Here is a 14761-nt window from a genome sequence, read left to right on the forward strand (position 1 = left end):
AATTGGGTCAACAGGTAAAAGATGAGTAATTTTACTCATTGACAATAGTGCTTTTAGCTTAACTTGTGAGTAATGCAACTACCCACACCTTAAAGGTGAGTTTGCCCGCGTCATTACCTTCAAAACCTCCTATGCTCAAAGTCTGATTGATAACTTTTCCCAAAAAGATAAAGAACCTCATATCGCAATCTCAGTGGATATGCTCGACACTGGGATTGACGTGCCAGAGGTAGTTAATCTGGTGCTGTTCAAAATTGTTCGCTCCAAAACTAAGTTCTGGCAGATGATAGGACGAGGTACGAGGCTATGTCCTGACTTATTTGGACTGGGGCAAGATAAACAATTTTTTTACCTGTTTGATTATTGCCAAAATTTAGAGTATTTTCAACACAACTCAGAGACTGTTAATGCACCAATCACTAAATCATTGGGTCAGCAATTGTTTACCGCTCGATTAGAATTAATCGGAGAGTTAGATAAAAGAATCCCTGAAAATCAACCAATTAATTCAGCACAACTGAGCAAGCTTCAAGATTATCAAGCTGCTTCTAAAGAACCCAAGACCGATGCAGAATTGCGCCAAGAACTAGCCAATTTACTCAATACCGAAGTGGCGGCTATGAATCCTGAAAACTTCATAGTGCGACCTAAACAACGATTCGTAGAGAAATATGCTAATTCCGCAGCATGGGCATCGTTATCGATCGATGATTTTCTTGAGCTTAGTCAAGAAATAGCTGGTTTGCCTTCCCAATTGGAAACAGAAACTGAAGAAATAAAAAGATTTGATGTTCTGATGCTGAAGTTACAATTAGCAATCCTGCGCTCTGACTCTACGTTTAAGCGTTTACAAGAACAGGTGAAATCACTTGCAGGACTGCTAGAGGAGAAATCTGCCATTCCCTTCGTGCAAGAACAGTTAGCCCTGATTCAGGAGGTACAAACCGATGAGTGGTGGCAAGATGTGACATTGCCAATGCTGGAGGTGTTACGCAAACGCCTACGGGGGTTAATCAAGCTGATTGAGAAACAAAAACGCCAACCTATTTACACCGATTTTGAGGATGTAATGGGGGATGAGATAATAGTAGAGTTTCCTGGTTTTACAGCATTAGATAACTTTGAGAAGTTCCGTGCTAAAGCAAGGGCTTTTTTGCGATCGCATCAAGATCGTGCGGTCATCTTTAAGCTGCGGACTAACAAACAGCTCACTCCATCCGATTTATCTGAGTTAGAGAAGATATTGCTAGAAAACAAATTAGGCGTAGAGGAGGATATAGAGCGTGCAAAAGAAGAGTCGCATGGGTTAGGCTTATTCGTCCGTTCCTTAGTAGGACTCGATCGGGAGGTAGCCAAGCAGGAATTAGCGAGGTTTATATCTGGTAAAAATCTTAACTCCAATCAGATTGAATTTGTGAATATGATTGTGGATTATCTAACCGCACATGGCGCAATGGATGCAGCAATCCTCTATGAATCCCCATTTACCGACATTACGCCACAGGGGCCAGAGGGATTATTTACCTCGACTCAGCTAGATGAATTATTTTCTATTCTTGAAGAAGTTTCTACACGGGCTGCTGCATAAGGCACAGCAGTAAAACCTGGGGCGTTACAAATAATCTGGGTTGAAGCACAATTATAGTTACAGTAAAACCTGGCTTTTGGTGTCCAGGAACGCGGAAGTGGCAGTTTTCCTCGCTCTTGAATGTTTAAAACCAAAAATAGCTAACCTCCAGATTGTAGGAAAGACCTCAACGGACAATTATTTTTCTGTTCTTCCAGGTGAATACAAATAGGGATCAGAAACGATCGCTTACCCTGCTAAACTAAGCTAGATTATCGATTCCAGGCTTGTTACCATCCTTGCATCTGTGCGATTTCAGCGCTCTGAGATGTGATGATTGACTGAGCAAAAGTACGGATTTCTGGATGAGCAGCACACTCAGATGCCATCTGAGCCATCATCACCCCCATTTGATGATGGGGAATCATTTGTCGCACAAATTCCTTGTCAAAGTCCGGGGCTTTCTTGAGCGCGTCGAGGTCGGTTTTCATGCTCATCATGCCCTGACCCATCATGCCCTGACCCATCATGCCCTGACCCTGGCCCATCATGCACTGACCCTGACCCATCATGCCTGAGCCTGTGCCCTGCCCTTGGTTGTGGTGGTCTCCCATCATGCCCATGTCATTCATTGAACGTGCAGCGACTTCTTTGCCGAACCACTGTTTGTACCAGGTACGCATCTCTTGAATTTCACGAGTTTGGTCTTTTTTAATCGCTTGGGCTAATTTTTTAACTTCTGGGCGTTTGGCGCGACTAAAAGCAATATCAGCCATTGCGATCGCATCTTGGTGATGCGGGATCATCATTTCGATAAAATGCTGATCGACTCGAACCGATCTAGGTTGTTGAGGATTCCTGGTGCAGGTAATGACTGAACTTGTTCGCTGTTGATAAGGACAAATCCAGTAATAGCACCACTACTAAGTAGCCCGACTAAGCTGTACACCAAAAACTTCTTATTCATAACTCCACCTGATTTGAAGAATAACTAGGTTTCAATACTGGCTGCTTCAAAGCAAGACGCGCTCACTGATGCAACAAGGCAATGCGGTAAATTAAATGGGTTTATGCCGTTGCTTTAGCCATCTGACGGCAAGATTCAGCACAACGACGGCAGGCTTGAGCGCACTTCTTACACGGCTCGTGGTCGTGCTTCTCACACTCAGTCGCACAGCGATCGCACGCTTCTGCACAAACCGCACACATTTGAGCGTGCAGGTCAGAATTACGAGCCATGAACCGAGCGCAGAGAGCACAGGTATCAGCGCAATCGCGGCATAGCTTAATACATTGAGCCATCATCTGCACCATGTCACTGGTTAAGCAAGCGGTTCCGCATTGCTCACACTCACGAAGACAGTCGAGGCAATTCTGAATGCAGGTTTCTAGCAGAGATTGATGAGATTTAGTAGTAGTAGTAGTAGTAGTCATGGTTTTAAGCTCCTAAAAAATCAACACAACGAAGAACAGATTGTTATGCCCTTCACCTTGGTTAGGAGATGACTAAGTTCTTATATCTCTCAAACTATGCTCAGACTATGAGAAACCTATGAGCGATTCAAGGTTTACGTCTTTAGGAAGATTTTTCCAGATTTTTGGCGATGAGCAATTCATTTCATCCTGATTTCATTATTTCCCATTATTATTATTGAAGGATTCCGACCACCTGACACCGCAACCAGCCTGTAAAGGAGTTAGACTGATGAAAATTTTGGTGGTAGAAGATGATGAGGCAATTGCCGATCTCCTTACTTATATGCTCTCCAACCAAAATTACGTGGTTGAAGTTGCTAACGATGGTGAGGCAGCTTGGGAACTGATTATTGTTTATAACTATGATTTACTACTGATAGATATTACGCTCCCTCGTTTAGACGGAATAAGTCTCTGTCGTAGAGTCAGAGGGCACGACTATAAAATGCCAATTCTGGTGGTAACAGGGCGAGGCAGTGGTCACGATCAAGCGATCGGGCTAGATGCAGGTGCCGATGCGTACATGGTGAAACCGCTCGATCAGGAGGTATTGATTGCTCGAATTCGAGCCTTGCTGCGTCGCGGAGGCACGGCTTTTCAATCTGTGCTGGAGAAGGGTAGTTTGCGGCTCGATCCGACAAGTCGTGAAGTTACTTACGCAGGGCAACTTCTATCCTTAAGTCCCAAGGAGTTTTCGATCCTAGAGTTGTTTTTGCGGAATAGTCGTCAAGTCTTTACCTACAGCGTAATTTTGGATCAAATCTGGGCGTATGGAGAGACTCCTAGCGAAGATGCTGTGAGAACTCATATTAAGGGGCTACGGCAGAAATCTAGAGGGGTCGGCGCTCCCAGAGATTTGATTGAAACGGTTTATGGACTGGGTTATCGGCTTAAACCAATCGCTGATTCAACCAAGACGGCTCAACTCACGTCTAATGAAGCGACTCAACCGATTCAACAACAAACCCTCAGCGCCTTATCCAAGCGTCAAGAAATTGATCGCGCCTCAAACGACTTAACTACAGAACGAATCGAGCCGGAAGAGTCTCTGTTTGCGGATGAGCGTCCTTTGTTATTGATCGTCGATCCCGATCGCCAACTGGCCCAACAGTTGATGTGTGAAGCGGTGGACTGGGGATTTCGGAGCGCGATCGCAACGACACTTTCCGAAGCCGAAACGAAAATTGAGCAGGATGCGCCTACCGTTGTGCTACTCGATCCCGATATTACTCATCCCACAACAGAGAGTTTAAGGCTGCTGGCAAAGCTCAGTCATCAAACTCCTTCTGTGCCAGTTCTAGTTTTAACCAGTCACGATCAATTAACCGATCGCCTAGAAGTTGCCCAACTCGGCGGACATAGTTTTTTACACAAACCCTTGCCCCCGGCTCAAGTCCTGAAAGCGATCGCACAAGCGGCACAACAAGCAAAGACAGCAAAGCAACGGGTGATGGTCGTCGATGCTAATCCCCAGATTCTTGCAACTCTGAAGGAGTTCCTAGAACCCTGGGGATTGAGCGTAACAACGCTGAACGATCCTCAACAATTTTGGGAAACGTTGAAATCCTGCTCGCCGCATCTGCTAATTTTAGATGTGAAAATGCCTGCTGTGAGCGGCGTTGAGCTTTGCAAAATTATCCGCAACAATTCGCGCTGGGGGCGCTTGCCGATCATTTTTTTGACGGCGCATACCGATGCTGCGATCGTCAATCAAATGTTTTCAGTAGGTGCAGATGACTTTGTGAGCAAGCCGATCGTAGGGCCAGAATTGGTCAGTCGCATCATCAATCGCCTAGAACGGATCAAACTCCTTCAGAATGCTGCTGAGACAGATTATTTGACCAAACTCTCTAACCGCCATAAGTCAACCCAAGACTTAAACAAATACCTTCAACTTGCAAATCAACAGGAGCAGCCGCTCTGTCTAGCAGTTCTGGACTTAGACAATCTCAAAGAGATCAACGATCGTCACGGGTACAATACTGGCGACATGGTGATGCGTCAGTGGGGACAATTGCTCCGGCAAACTTTTAGGCAAAATGCAGTCGTTGCTCGCTGGGAGAGCGATGAATTTGTGGTTGCCTTATCTAGCATGATTAAGGCAGATGGTATTCAAAGACTCACTCAATTATTAGCAACGCTCCACCACAGAAAATTTGTTGCTCCCGATCAAACTCAATTTCGGATCACATTTAGCGCTGGCATTGCTCAATATCCAGATGATGGAACGGATTTGCATTCTCTTTATCAAGCCGCATCCGAAGCCTTGCATCAGTCTAAAGTTGCTGGGTGTGCTTGTATTTTTTCTACGGAAGACTGTAGGGCTATTCTCAAACAAACGAAGGCTTAATTCATTATTAAAATTCTCAACTCAAACTTTTCTTAACTCCTTATAAGTTCCTCAGATTGTTTTATTACAGTCAAATAGGACTAACCACTCGGTAAATCAGGCTCTATTGGCGAACTTTTTGCGCTACCAATAGCAGAGTCAAGATTTTCAGGCGCTGCTTAACCTGGGTATGAAAAAAATAAGTTTAAAATCCAGAAGCTTTTTGCCTCCGGGTTTATATGACTGGCATATTTAGCCTTTCATACCGTAAATCAACAACGCCGATTTTCACAACAGAACGCGATCGTCAACCCCGACGAAAACTCCATAGTCGGTCACTACCCATCCAAAGCATCCTACGTGGGAAATATCTATGTTTGAAACGCTATTTACGCCCAATCCCAGTGTTGAAGCTAAAGTCAGTATCCGTCCTCGCAAAGGTGTCATTATTGGTGCCGGGCAGGTGGGAATGGCGTGTGCCTACTCAATGATTATCCAGAACTGCTTTGAGGAGTTGGTTCTTCAGGATATTCAGACAGAGCGGCTTCAGGGAGAAGTCATGGATCTGATACATGGCACTCCCTTTATCGGTTCTGTCAATATCAAAGCTGGAACCGTTACCGATGCAGGGCAGGATGCAGACCTGGTTATTATCACGGCTGGAGCTAGCCAGAAGCCGGGAGAGAGCAGACTGGATCTGGTTGAACGTAACGTTGTCATCTTTAAAAGCTTGATTGCAGATGTGATCAAATATTGTCCCAATGCCACCCTACTGGTTGTGAGTAATCCAGTAGACATAATGACATACGTGACCCTTAAACTCTCTGGATTTCCTGCGGCCAGGGTAATAGGCTCTGGAACAGTTCTTGACTCTGCCCGTTTCCGTACCCTGCTGGCAGAGAAGATGGGAATTGATCCACGAAGCGTTCATCAGAAAATTGGGTAGAAACCTCGTCCTTTTAGGACCGCTTTATATTACAATATAATTGGTCAACGACCCACCCGAGACGATGGATCAAACAGCCTATACGAGCGAAGTTCAGCCTTGTGCTGGCGGCGAAGCAAAATCGGTAGACCGGGAAAAGAGGATAGGGCAATGGTAAACATCCCTAGAATCAAAACTACGAAGAATTCCGTTTGGTATTCGACACGTAAAAACCGCAAGGCTTGCGGGGTTAGTCTGTGGAGCGAACATAAGACCAAATCTCTTTTAGGGTGGAGGCAGTTGCGAAGAAGCAGAAATTCAAATCGTGAGGTTTGGGAATCCCCGTACCTTCAGGTCGGGGTGGATGTCAAGCTTACATCATTGGCGAACATGGCGACAGTGAAGTACCCGTCTGGAGCAAGGTGAATGTTGCCGGAATGCCTCTCTATAATGAGCAGCGTAGCCCATCGCTAGACAACGCCAATCTAAATGAGATTTTTGAGCACGTCAAGAACGCTGCCTACGAAATCATCAAACTCAAGGGGTGCACTTCCTATGCGATCGGGCTGGCAACGACCGAAATAGTCAAGACTATTCTTCACGGTCAGGAACGCATCCTTCCGGTTAGCAACCTTGTAAATGGGTTCTACGGCATTCACGATGTATGTCTCAGTCTACCCTCTGTTGTGAATGAAAAAGGTGTCATTAAAACTGTCAACCTCACCCTTAACGACACGGAGCAACAGCAACTCATTCATTCTGCACAAGTCCTACGTGACATTTTTGACAAGCTGACGCTTTAGTGCCGCCAGCTTTGTATGAACGAAACACTTGATGAACAACCTCTCTTAACTCCTCATAAGTTCCTCAGATTGTTTTATTACAGTCAAAGTGGGTATGTAAGGACTGTTGCATACAATCACCTCCGATCGCGCGCATTCTGGCATTGGGGAAGGTTTTGTATATCAGATTTAGGGCGATCAATGATTTTAAAATTAGCAGTGGAGAACAGTAATGTGAGAGATCGATGAAATGGGACAAAAAGAAATACACGAACTGCTACATAAAGTAGGATATGGACACCTCGGCTGCATAGGCGAAGGGTATCCATATATTGTGCCTATGCACTATTACCTTAAAGACTCAGAAATATATATCTTCACAACGGTGGGAATGAAGACTCAGTATATGGATGCAAATCCAAAAGTTTGCTTACAGATCGAAGAAGTTCACGATCGGGTGCACTGGCGCAGTGTTGTTGTGAATGCTCGCGCTGAACGCCTCACTGAGCAGTAAGATATTGAGCGGGTGATGTAATTTGTCAAAACGCAGAATCCAACACTTTCGCCTGCGATCAATCGAACCTGGATCGATGCTTGGGGACGAGCAGAGGTGATTGCAATCTACCGCATTCACGAGAATGAAATGAGCGGACGAACGACTGATGGAGTCAGCAGTCGGTAAGAACAGATATACCTCAATTAAGTTTTACTAAAACATTCATAAAGGTAGAGATTATATTGAGCAACTTTTGTTAAAGTTCACTTGACAGCCGGTACAAATTGCAACCAAGGAAACCAACTCATGGCATATACACATACGATTGTTGCTTCTTTCCCATCCCATGCAGAAGCAGAAAGGGTTGTATTGGAGTTGCAAAAAGAAGGCTTCGATATGCAAAAGCTCTCAATCATTGGCAAAGACTACCAGACCACTGAAAATGTGCGCGGATTTCTAACCTGGAAAGATACAGCCAAAGCTGGAGCCGCAGGAGGTGGTTATTGGGGTAGCTTCGTGGGAGGTTTATTTGGCATTTTAGCAGGTGCTGGAGTGCTGTTTATTCCCGGAATGGCTCCGCTCATTATTGCTGGCCCCGTTGCTGGAGTGTTGGCAGGTTGGTTGGAAGGAACGCTTGTTGGTGGCGCTGGTGCTGCTGCTGTAGGAGGACTAGCGGGTGCCTTGGGAGGATTAGGAATCCCGAAGAATGAGGTACTGAAGTACGAGACTAAAATCCAAGCAGGGGAGTTCACGATCCTTGTGACAGGCAGTAAGGAGGATGTCAGTCAGGTGAAGCAGAGACTAGACAGAATCAGTCATGAAGTTAGTATGTCGATCGCTGTCTAAGGCTTTGAACTAAGAGCAATAGGGTAGTGAAACTTAGTAACTATTTTATTGCTCTTTTTCTTTTTAATATTTTTTCACAAGGAATGATAATGACAAATAAAATTGACATCAACAAATCTTTGCCCCGTGAGCGGTGGGGTGAATTTTTCGATCAGTTTTCAGATGGTAATCGCGGACGGCATATTTCCATCGAAATCCTCAATTCAGAACTCGGTGATGCAGAACTGATTCAGGACGCACCTCTTCATGCGATGGTTTACGATCGCCCTGGCAAGGGGGATGATTTGGTGATTGAAGTGGGTAAAGATGAGGTGACTTATGCTCACACGATCGATTCACCAACTGAAATTTTAACCGGACAGGACTCAAACGGCGTGATGATGGCGGTTCGGATTAGTGACGCTGCTGGGACACAAACATTGATTAAGCTACAAGCTAGTTGATGGGGTTGAATCATGCTGGGTTCAGCTTATTTCAGCACCCAATGTTTTAGGCTCCACACTCAATAACCCACAGAAGTGAATTCATATCTCATCAGGAGCGGTTGCCACTGATCTCTCTACCCCGATATAGCAATCCTAAATGATTATACTCGTTACCAGGCTCTGCCTGGTAACGCATATCCGGAGGCTCTGCCTCCATTGTCGCAGCCGAGGCAGAGCCTCTGGACATCGGTTCCCAGGCAGAGCTTGGAAGTTAACCGATTATTGAAACTGATTTAGGATTGCTATATGAGCACGGTCAATCGTTAGGATTTGGCGCGAGTGATGTTTGGCATCCATGCCTTTAGTAAATGTTAAAAACAACCGCTAAAACTTAAGTCGATATAGTTCTGAAAATCTACCAAATAAGGAGAAAATTATGACAGAGATCGTGAGCCGCGAGATTCGGCTAGTCTCCCGCCCCAAGGGGATTCCCACCGCAGATAACTTTGCGATCGCCGAGACCAAACTAGACCCACTTCAAGATGGGCAAGTGCTCGTTCGCAATCTCTATATGTCAGTCGATCCATATATGCGCGGTCGCATGAACGAGGGGAAATCCTATGTTCCATCCTTCGCGTTAGGAAAAGCACTCGAAGGTGGCGCAGTCGGCGAGGTAATCGAGTCGCGTGCCCAGGAATTCAAGCCGGGTGATGTTGTCACTTCCAACTATGGCTGGCGGGAATACTTCATAGCTGCACCAAAAGATTTGCATCAGGTTAGCCGCGAGATTCAACCGCCCTCAGTTTACCTCGGTGTTCTAGGCATGACAGGTATGACTGCTTGGGTTGGGTTGAATTTGGTAGAAGTCAAAGCCGGTGATGTTATTTTTGTTTCGGGAGCAGCAGGCGCGGTGGGAAATGTCGCCGGACAACTGGCTTCATTGCGCGGATGCCATGTCATCGGGTCTGCTGGGTCAATGGAAAAAATCAAGTTTCTGCGGGAAGAATGCGGATTTGATAGCGCCTTCGATTACAAGGCCGGCCCTGTCCTCGAACAACTGAATCAGGCAGCACCAGACGGAATTGATGTCTATTTCGATAACGTAGGAGGCGAAACGCTGGAAGCGGCGCTTTCAGCATTGCGCGTACACGGTCGGATTATCGCTTGTGGCAGCATCTCCGGTTATAACGATGAAAAGCCCCAGCCGGGCCCTTCCAATCTATTTAATATGATTGGCAAACGCTTGACGATGAAAGGGCTAATCGTTAGAGATTGGCTCTATCGCCAGAGTGAATTTGAACAAGAAGTGGGTGGCTATTTCCAAGCTGGGAGATTGAAGAATAAGGAAACAGTAGTAGCAGGAATCGATCGAGCAGTGGATGCGTTTATCGGTCTTTTTGAAGGTAAAAATGTGGGTAAAATGGTGGTTAAATTGGATTAAATTTCCACTAATTGAGTCGGCATTTTCTTCATTATTTGAGCAAGTTGAAACCCTAGCTCGCTTATCGTTATTTGGTTTAAGAAAGTATGGATCTTCAACTATCAGATCGGATTGCATTAGTCAGCGGTTCAACTGCCGGAATTGGACTCGCGATCTCCACGACACTTGCCCAAGAAGGAGCAACTGTCATTGTCAATGGCAGAACGCAAGAGCGCGTAAACGATGCCCTCAAAAGCATTCAGCAAAGTGTCCCCAATGCCAAACTTCAGGGAATTGCTGCCGATTTGGGAACAACCGCAGGAGTTGAATTGTTGTTTCAACAGGTGCAAGAAGTCAACATTTTGGTCAACAATTTAGGAATTTATGGCTCCAAAGCATTTGAAGATATCTCCGATGAGGAGTGGATGAACATTCTGGAAGTAAACGTTATGAGCGGTGTTCGGATCTCCCGTCATTACTTACCTTTGATGCTAAAAAAAGATTGGGGACGAATTATTTTCATCTCTAGTGAATCTGCCTTGAATATTCCCGCCGAAATGATTCACTATGGCGTTACCAAGACTGCACAAGTAGCCTTGAGTCGTGGTTTAGCTGAAACAACGGCAGGCAGTCGTGTAACGGTAAATACAGTATTGCCAGGGCCAACCCGTTCCGAAGGAGTGGAAACTTTCATTGAGGGACTCGCCAAGGATCAAAATATTTCACCCGAACAAGTTGAGAAAGAGTTTTTTACCAAGACTCGTCCATCTTCACTGATTCAGCGATTTGCTTCAACGTCGGAAGTTGCGGCGTTAGTTGCATTTGTTGCTAGCCCTTTAGCCTCTGCAATTAATGGTGCTGCCTTGCGAGTCGAAGGTGGAGTGGTGCGATCGATTGTTTAATAAATTTGCCTTCGTAGATCGTTTTCACAATCAGGAGTATGAATTCCCAATCGCGATCGTTGGTACGGTTCGCGATCGCATTATTAAAAATATATTCATTCCGGTGTCGCCGGATTCGATCTTACTACCCACCGCGAAATAACCCCCATTAAGAGGTCAGTGATGCCAACTGCAACGAACTTTAAGGACTATTATGCCATCCTGGGAACGAGCAAAACGGCAACCCCTGAAGAAATCAAACGGGCTTACCGCAAACTGGCCCGCAAGTATCATCCTGACCTCAATCCTGGGGATAAAGATGCAGAGGCAAAGTTCAAAGACTTGAACGAAGCAAATGAGGTACTTTCCGATCCTGAAAACCGGCAAAAGTACGATCGCTTTGGTCAACATTGGAATCAGCCGGGATACACTGAAGCGCCAACCCCTAGAGGAACTAATGTTTCGGCGGAAGACTTCGATCGCTACGACAACTTTGATTCATTTATCAACGATTTATTGGGAGGAATGAAAGGTGGATCGAAACGTAGAACCCAGAACTATCAAACTGCGACCAATGGCTTTAATGATTTTGGTGACGGATTTCGTTCTCAAGCGCCTGCACCGGATACCGAAGCCGCGATCGCGCTCACATTTTCCGAAGCTTTTCACGGTGTCCAGAAACGGCTACAACTCGACGATGAAACAATCAATGTCCGCATTCCCGCAGGCGCAAAACCAGGTAGTCGAATTCGACTCAAAGGTAAAGGTCGTCCTAGTCCATTTTCTCAACAGCGCGGCGATTTGTATCTAACTATCGAGATTTTGCCGCATTCCTTCTTTCGATTCGAGGGTGATGACCTAGTTTGTGACATTCCAATTCGCCCCGATGAAGCCGTTTTAGGAGCAGAAATCAGCGTGCCAACTCCCGATGGTAGCGTGACGATGAAAATTCCTAAAGGAGTGCGATCGGGACAATCGCTCAGACTGCGCGGCAAAGGCTGGACATTGCAAAAAGGGGGACGCGGTGACTTACTCGCCAAACTTCTAATTGTCACGCCAAAAGACTTAAGTGCGATCGAGCAAGAATGCTACGAAAAAATCCAGGCAAATACGAGTTTTAACCCCCGTACCCAGTTAGAGGAAATTAAGTTATGAGCTTTAGCCTTTCAAAAATTGTGGTTTCACCCGAAGGTGAGCAACTCTATACCTTTGAATATGCTGCATTGATCACTGAGACCTCGATTACGGTTGTCGAGGTTTATGTCAAGTTGGGTATCATTGACGCGATCGGCGACCTGCTGCATTCCCGCGAGATTGCTCGTATTGCTCAGATTCAGCGGTTGCGTCAAGACTTGGGGCTGAACTTAGTCGGAGCCGCAATGGTGCTCGATATGGCTCAAGAAATTGCTCAATTACGGGCACAGCTCAAGGCGCATCAGTCTCGGTCACGGAACGAGTTATGAGGTGTCTAAAGCAACGAGAATCGGCGTTCGATCGGGAGATGTAAAGTTTTGACACAAATCTTTGTTGCTTGCTTTTAGACTTATCTTGACCTATAATTTGAACTATGAACTACCGAAATTACATTACGCTCGAACCCAATAAACGCAGTAGCAAACCTGGTGCGCGCGGCTTACGAATTTCGGTTTATGAAGTGCTTGAGTATCTGGCTTCCGAGATGACCGGAGCAGAGATACTTGACAACTTTCCTAATTTGAAACGGGAAGCTTTAAAAGCCTGTATTGCTTATTCGACCAGCCGACAGAACGAGCTATGAGCTATCAGAACCAACCCCAAAAATTGGCGTTGGATAGAGAGCGCAGCGAGGTGCTGCAACAGTGGGAAGATTGGCTAGAAACGCCAATGGTAGTGCTAAGCTTTTCTTGGTTAGGACTGTTTATCATTGAGCTAGTTTGGGGACTGAATCCTCTTTTAGAAGCGATCGGCATTACCATTTGGATTGTCTTTATCGTGGATTTTAGCATCAAATTTCTCCTCGCTCCTCGCAAACTTTCTTACCTCAAGCACAACTGGTTAATTGCCTTCTCACTGTTCATCCCAGCGCTACGAACCCTTTGGATTGTGGGATTCATACAGTCTTTGCGATCGGTTCATGCGGTTCGAGGGTTACAGTTGTTGGGAATGATGACACGAACTAACAGAGGAATGCGATTACTCGCTGTAAGTGTTCAGCGTCGAGGGTTTGGCTATGTGATGGGATTAACTGCGATCGTTATCTTAGTTGGAGCGGCTGGAATTTATGCGTTTGAGCGCGAAATTCCTAATAGCAATATCACCGACTATGGTACTGCGCTGTGGTGGACGGCAATGCTGATGACCACGATTGGATCTGATTACTTTCCGAAAACACCGGAAGGGCGAGTGCTATGTTTTTTACTGGGGTTGTATGCGATCGCAGTATGTGGTTATGCGACAGCAATGCTAGCAACATTCTTTGTGGGTCAGGATGCTGAGGATGATGAAGCAGAGCTAGCAGGTGCAAAATCAATTCAAGCTCTGCAAGCAGAAATTTCTGCACTTCGAACTGAGGTTCAAGCCTTAGCACGACGAGGCTTAAACCAATAACTTGCTAAGACTCACAAATTAAATACAACCCTGCTTTCATAAAAACTATTCCTTAAGAACAATGCCTTAACCAATTTTAAATGGTAAGCTAACGATAAACTACATTGCAGTAGCAATAACAATTGCTACATCTCATTTACTTCTGTGCCTAATCCAATCGAAGATACAGAATTTAAGAATGCAAAATTAATTTTGCACAGCCACACATTAGGTTGAACTTGTTAACAAAGGAGATATAAATGAAAACAAAAGTAGGGCTGTGGATTGACCATAGGAAAGCGACTGTCGTGGCGATTACAGAGAAAGGAGAAGAGATAAAAGAGATAATTTCTGAGGTAGAAAAACAACCTCGGCGTTCTGGTGATTCACCTCTTAAGGGTACTTATGAATCACGTCAGGTTCCCGCTGATAATAGCCGCCAGAGAACTTTTACAGGAGAACTCAATATTTACTACGATGAGGTCATTGCGTATATTCGTGGTGCAGAGTCTATTCTGATTTTTGGGCCCGGTGAGGCAAAAGATGAACTAAAAGAACGTCTTGAAAAAAATAATCTCGGTGGTCGCATTGTAGGTATTGAAACAGTTGACAAGATGACTGATGCTCAGATTGCGGCGAAGATTCGACAGCACTTTGCCGAGTAGCGATCGGCTGTGATAGAGAACCCACGCAGTCAAAGCCTTTATCAAAATTATTGGGCTAAGTTTGCTCCTGATTTCTGTGCTTGTAGAAACGCCGAAAAAGAAAGCGAACCATTCCGATCGGGAGTGAGAAAATGATTTACTTTCCTTAGTTTTTCAATCTCAATTAACTAAGCGCGATCGCAGGTTGACAAATAATTCCCTCAGCTTCCGATATAATTCTTCGTCCTAGAAATTGAATATTAATTACCCCGCAGCAGGCCCATTCATCGAACTTAAAATCTTCTGTACAATTTGCACCCCTGTCACGGCCAGGGTAAGAGCGTCTCAATCATGCTTGACAAAAGGAATCCGAAGAATCTAATATCTTGTCAAGAAAACAAGAAC

General features: G+C 45.3%; 18 protein-coding genes. 14 read left to right on the forward strand and 4 right to left on the reverse strand.

Features of this window, described 5'->3' with window-relative positions:
• Positions 1-58: 58 nt before the first annotated feature.
• A complete protein-coding gene (locus tag QUB61_RS33590; RefSeq protein ID WP_333134821.1) occupies positions 59-181 on the reverse strand; it encodes a hypothetical protein in 123 nt (40 codons plus the stop codon).
• Positions 182-193: 12 nt separating this feature from the next.
• Here QUB61_RS33590 and QUB61_RS33595 point away from each other — a divergent pair, with 12 nt between their 5' ends.
• Positions 194-1588: a type I restriction-modification enzyme R subunit C-terminal domain-containing protein gene (locus QUB61_RS33595; protein WP_333134823.1), complete on the forward strand. Its 1395-nt coding sequence runs from the start codon at positions 194-196 to the stop codon at positions 1586-1588.
• 269 nt (positions 1589-1857) lie between these two features.
• Here the strand turns inward: QUB61_RS33595 and QUB61_RS33600 are convergent, their stop codons facing one another.
• The 3 genes from QUB61_RS33600 to QUB61_RS33610 all read right to left on the reverse strand — a co-directional run bounded on the left by QUB61_RS33600 (position 1858) and on the right by QUB61_RS33610 (position 3001).
• Positions 1858-2376, reverse strand: coding sequence for a DUF305 domain-containing protein (locus QUB61_RS33600; RefSeq protein ID WP_333134825.1), 519 nt, complete (start codon positions 2374-2376; stop codon positions 1858-1860).
• Positions 2373-2534: a hypothetical protein gene (locus QUB61_RS33605; RefSeq protein ID WP_333134827.1), complete on the reverse strand. Its 162-nt coding sequence runs from the start codon at positions 2532-2534 to the stop codon at positions 2373-2375. Before QUB61_RS33605 ends, QUB61_RS33600 begins: the two co-directional genes overlap by 4 nt.
• Positions 2535-2635: 101 nt before the next feature.
• Positions 2636-3001: a four-helix bundle copper-binding protein gene (locus QUB61_RS33610; RefSeq protein ID WP_333134829.1), complete on the reverse strand. Its 366-nt coding sequence runs from the start codon at positions 2999-3001 to the stop codon at positions 2636-2638.
• Between the two features lie 271 nt (positions 3002-3272).
• On the opposite strand from QUB61_RS33610, the gene QUB61_RS33615 reads away from it, so the two are divergent.
• The 13 genes from QUB61_RS33615 to QUB61_RS33675 all read left to right on the forward strand — a co-directional run bounded on the left by QUB61_RS33615 (position 3273) and on the right by QUB61_RS33675 (position 14377).
• Positions 3273-5393: a response regulator gene (locus tag QUB61_RS33615; protein WP_333134831.1), complete on the forward strand. Its 2121-nt coding sequence runs from the start codon at positions 3273-3275 to the stop codon at positions 5391-5393.
• 352 nt (positions 5394-5745) lie between these two features.
• Complete coding sequence (locus QUB61_RS33620) at positions 5746-6318, forward strand: lactate/malate family dehydrogenase (protein WP_333134833.1); 573 nt, start codon at positions 5746-5748, stop codon at positions 6316-6318.
• A gap of 311 nt (positions 6319-6629) precedes the next feature.
• A complete protein-coding gene (locus QUB61_RS33625) occupies positions 6630-7100 on the forward strand; it encodes a hypothetical protein (RefSeq protein WP_333134835.1) in 471 nt (156 codons plus the stop codon).
• Positions 7101-7329: 229 nt separating this feature from the next.
• On the forward strand, positions 7330-7593 hold the full coding sequence (locus tag QUB61_RS33630; protein WP_333134837.1) for a pyridoxamine 5'-phosphate oxidase family protein: 264 nt from the start codon (positions 7330-7332) through the stop codon (positions 7591-7593).
• 288 nt (positions 7594-7881) lie between these two features.
• Positions 7882-8421, forward strand: a complete 540-nt coding sequence (locus QUB61_RS33635; RefSeq protein ID WP_333134838.1) for a general stress protein — start codon at positions 7882-7884, stop codon at positions 8419-8421.
• 89 nt (positions 8422-8510) lie between these two features.
• Positions 8511-8864, forward strand: a complete 354-nt coding sequence (locus QUB61_RS33640) for a DUF5335 family protein (protein WP_333134839.1) — start codon at positions 8511-8513, stop codon at positions 8862-8864.
• A gap of 418 nt (positions 8865-9282) precedes the next feature.
• Positions 9283-10287, forward strand: a complete 1005-nt coding sequence (locus QUB61_RS33645) for an NADP-dependent oxidoreductase (protein WP_333134841.1) — start codon at positions 9283-9285, stop codon at positions 10285-10287.
• An 86-nt stretch (positions 10288-10373) separates the two neighbouring features.
• Positions 10374-11168 (forward strand): SDR family oxidoreductase, encoded by a 795-nt coding sequence (locus tag QUB61_RS33650; RefSeq protein WP_333134843.1) that lies wholly within the window; start codon positions 10374-10376, stop codon positions 11166-11168.
• A 162-nt stretch (positions 11169-11330) separates the two neighbouring features.
• Positions 11331-12302 carry a DnaJ C-terminal domain-containing protein gene (locus tag QUB61_RS33655; protein WP_333134845.1) on the forward strand — a complete coding sequence of 324 codons (972 nt, stop codon included), beginning with the start codon at positions 11331-11333 and terminating at the stop codon, positions 12300-12302.
• Entirely contained in the window at positions 12299-12610 is a 312-nt protein-coding gene (locus QUB61_RS33660) for a chaperone modulator CbpM (RefSeq protein ID WP_333134847.1), read from the forward strand. The genes QUB61_RS33655 and QUB61_RS33660 overlap by 4 nt, the downstream gene beginning before the upstream one ends.
• Before the next feature lie 104 nt (positions 12611-12714).
• Positions 12715-12924, forward strand: a complete 210-nt coding sequence (locus QUB61_RS33665) for a DUF433 domain-containing protein (protein WP_333134849.1) — start codon at positions 12715-12717, stop codon at positions 12922-12924.
• Positions 12921-13733 (forward strand): ion channel, encoded by an 813-nt coding sequence (locus QUB61_RS33670; protein WP_333134851.1) that lies wholly within the window; start codon positions 12921-12923, stop codon positions 13731-13733. Before QUB61_RS33665 ends, QUB61_RS33670 begins: the two co-directional genes overlap by 4 nt.
• 239 nt (positions 13734-13972) lie before the next feature.
• Positions 13973-14377 (forward strand): hypothetical protein, encoded by a 405-nt coding sequence (locus QUB61_RS33675; protein WP_333134853.1) that lies wholly within the window; start codon positions 13973-13975, stop codon positions 14375-14377.
• The last annotated feature ends 384 nt before the right edge of the window (positions 14378-14761 follow it).

Source organism: Microcoleus sp. C2D2 (genome assembly GCF_036702495.1).
Lineage (GTDB): Bacteria > Cyanobacteriota > Cyanobacteriia > Cyanobacteriales > Microcoleaceae > Microcoleus.

What these genes read in the sequence shown, in the direction of transcription:
- QUB61_RS33590 (WP_333134821.1), bottom strand. Translation starts at nt 181, where the DNA reads ATGAGGTTCTTTATCTTTTTGGGAAAAGTTATCAATCAGACTTTGAGC.
- QUB61_RS33600 (WP_333134825.1), bottom strand. Translation starts at nt 2,376, where the DNA reads ATGATGATCCCGCATCACCAAGATGCGATCGCAATGGCTGATATTGCT.
- QUB61_RS33605 (WP_333134827.1), bottom strand. Translation starts at nt 2,534, where the DNA reads ATGAATAAGAAGTTTTTGGTGTACAGCTTAGTCGGGCTACTTAGTAGT.
- QUB61_RS33610 (WP_333134829.1), bottom strand. Translation starts at nt 3,001, where the DNA reads ATGACTACTACTACTACTACTACTAAATCTCATCAATCTCTGCTAGAA.
- QUB61_RS33615 (WP_333134831.1), top strand. Translation starts at nt 3,273, where the DNA reads ATGAAAATTTTGGTGGTAGAAGATGATGAGGCAATTGCCGATCTCCTT.
- QUB61_RS33620 (WP_333134833.1), top strand. Translation starts at nt 5,746, where the DNA reads ATGTTTGAAACGCTATTTACGCCCAATCCCAGTGTTGAAGCTAAAGTC.
- QUB61_RS33630 (WP_333134837.1), top strand. Translation starts at nt 7,330, where the DNA reads ATGGGACAAAAAGAAATACACGAACTGCTACATAAAGTAGGATATGGA.
- QUB61_RS33635 (WP_333134838.1), top strand. Translation starts at nt 7,882, where the DNA reads ATGGCATATACACATACGATTGTTGCTTCTTTCCCATCCCATGCAGAA.
- QUB61_RS33640 (WP_333134839.1), top strand. Translation starts at nt 8,511, where the DNA reads ATGACAAATAAAATTGACATCAACAAATCTTTGCCCCGTGAGCGGTGG.
- QUB61_RS33645 (WP_333134841.1), top strand. Translation starts at nt 9,283, where the DNA reads ATGACAGAGATCGTGAGCCGCGAGATTCGGCTAGTCTCCCGCCCCAAG.
- QUB61_RS33650 (WP_333134843.1), top strand. Translation starts at nt 10,374, where the DNA reads ATGGATCTTCAACTATCAGATCGGATTGCATTAGTCAGCGGTTCAACT.
- QUB61_RS33655 (WP_333134845.1), top strand. Translation starts at nt 11,331, where the DNA reads ATGCCAACTGCAACGAACTTTAAGGACTATTATGCCATCCTGGGAACG.
- QUB61_RS33660 (WP_333134847.1), top strand. Translation starts at nt 12,299, where the DNA reads ATGAGCTTTAGCCTTTCAAAAATTGTGGTTTCACCCGAAGGTGAGCAA.
- QUB61_RS33665 (WP_333134849.1), top strand. Translation starts at nt 12,715, where the DNA reads ATGAACTACCGAAATTACATTACGCTCGAACCCAATAAACGCAGTAGC.
- QUB61_RS33670 (WP_333134851.1), top strand. Translation starts at nt 12,921, where the DNA reads ATGAGCTATCAGAACCAACCCCAAAAATTGGCGTTGGATAGAGAGCGC.
- QUB61_RS33675 (WP_333134853.1), top strand. Translation starts at nt 13,973, where the DNA reads ATGAAAACAAAAGTAGGGCTGTGGATTGACCATAGGAAAGCGACTGTC.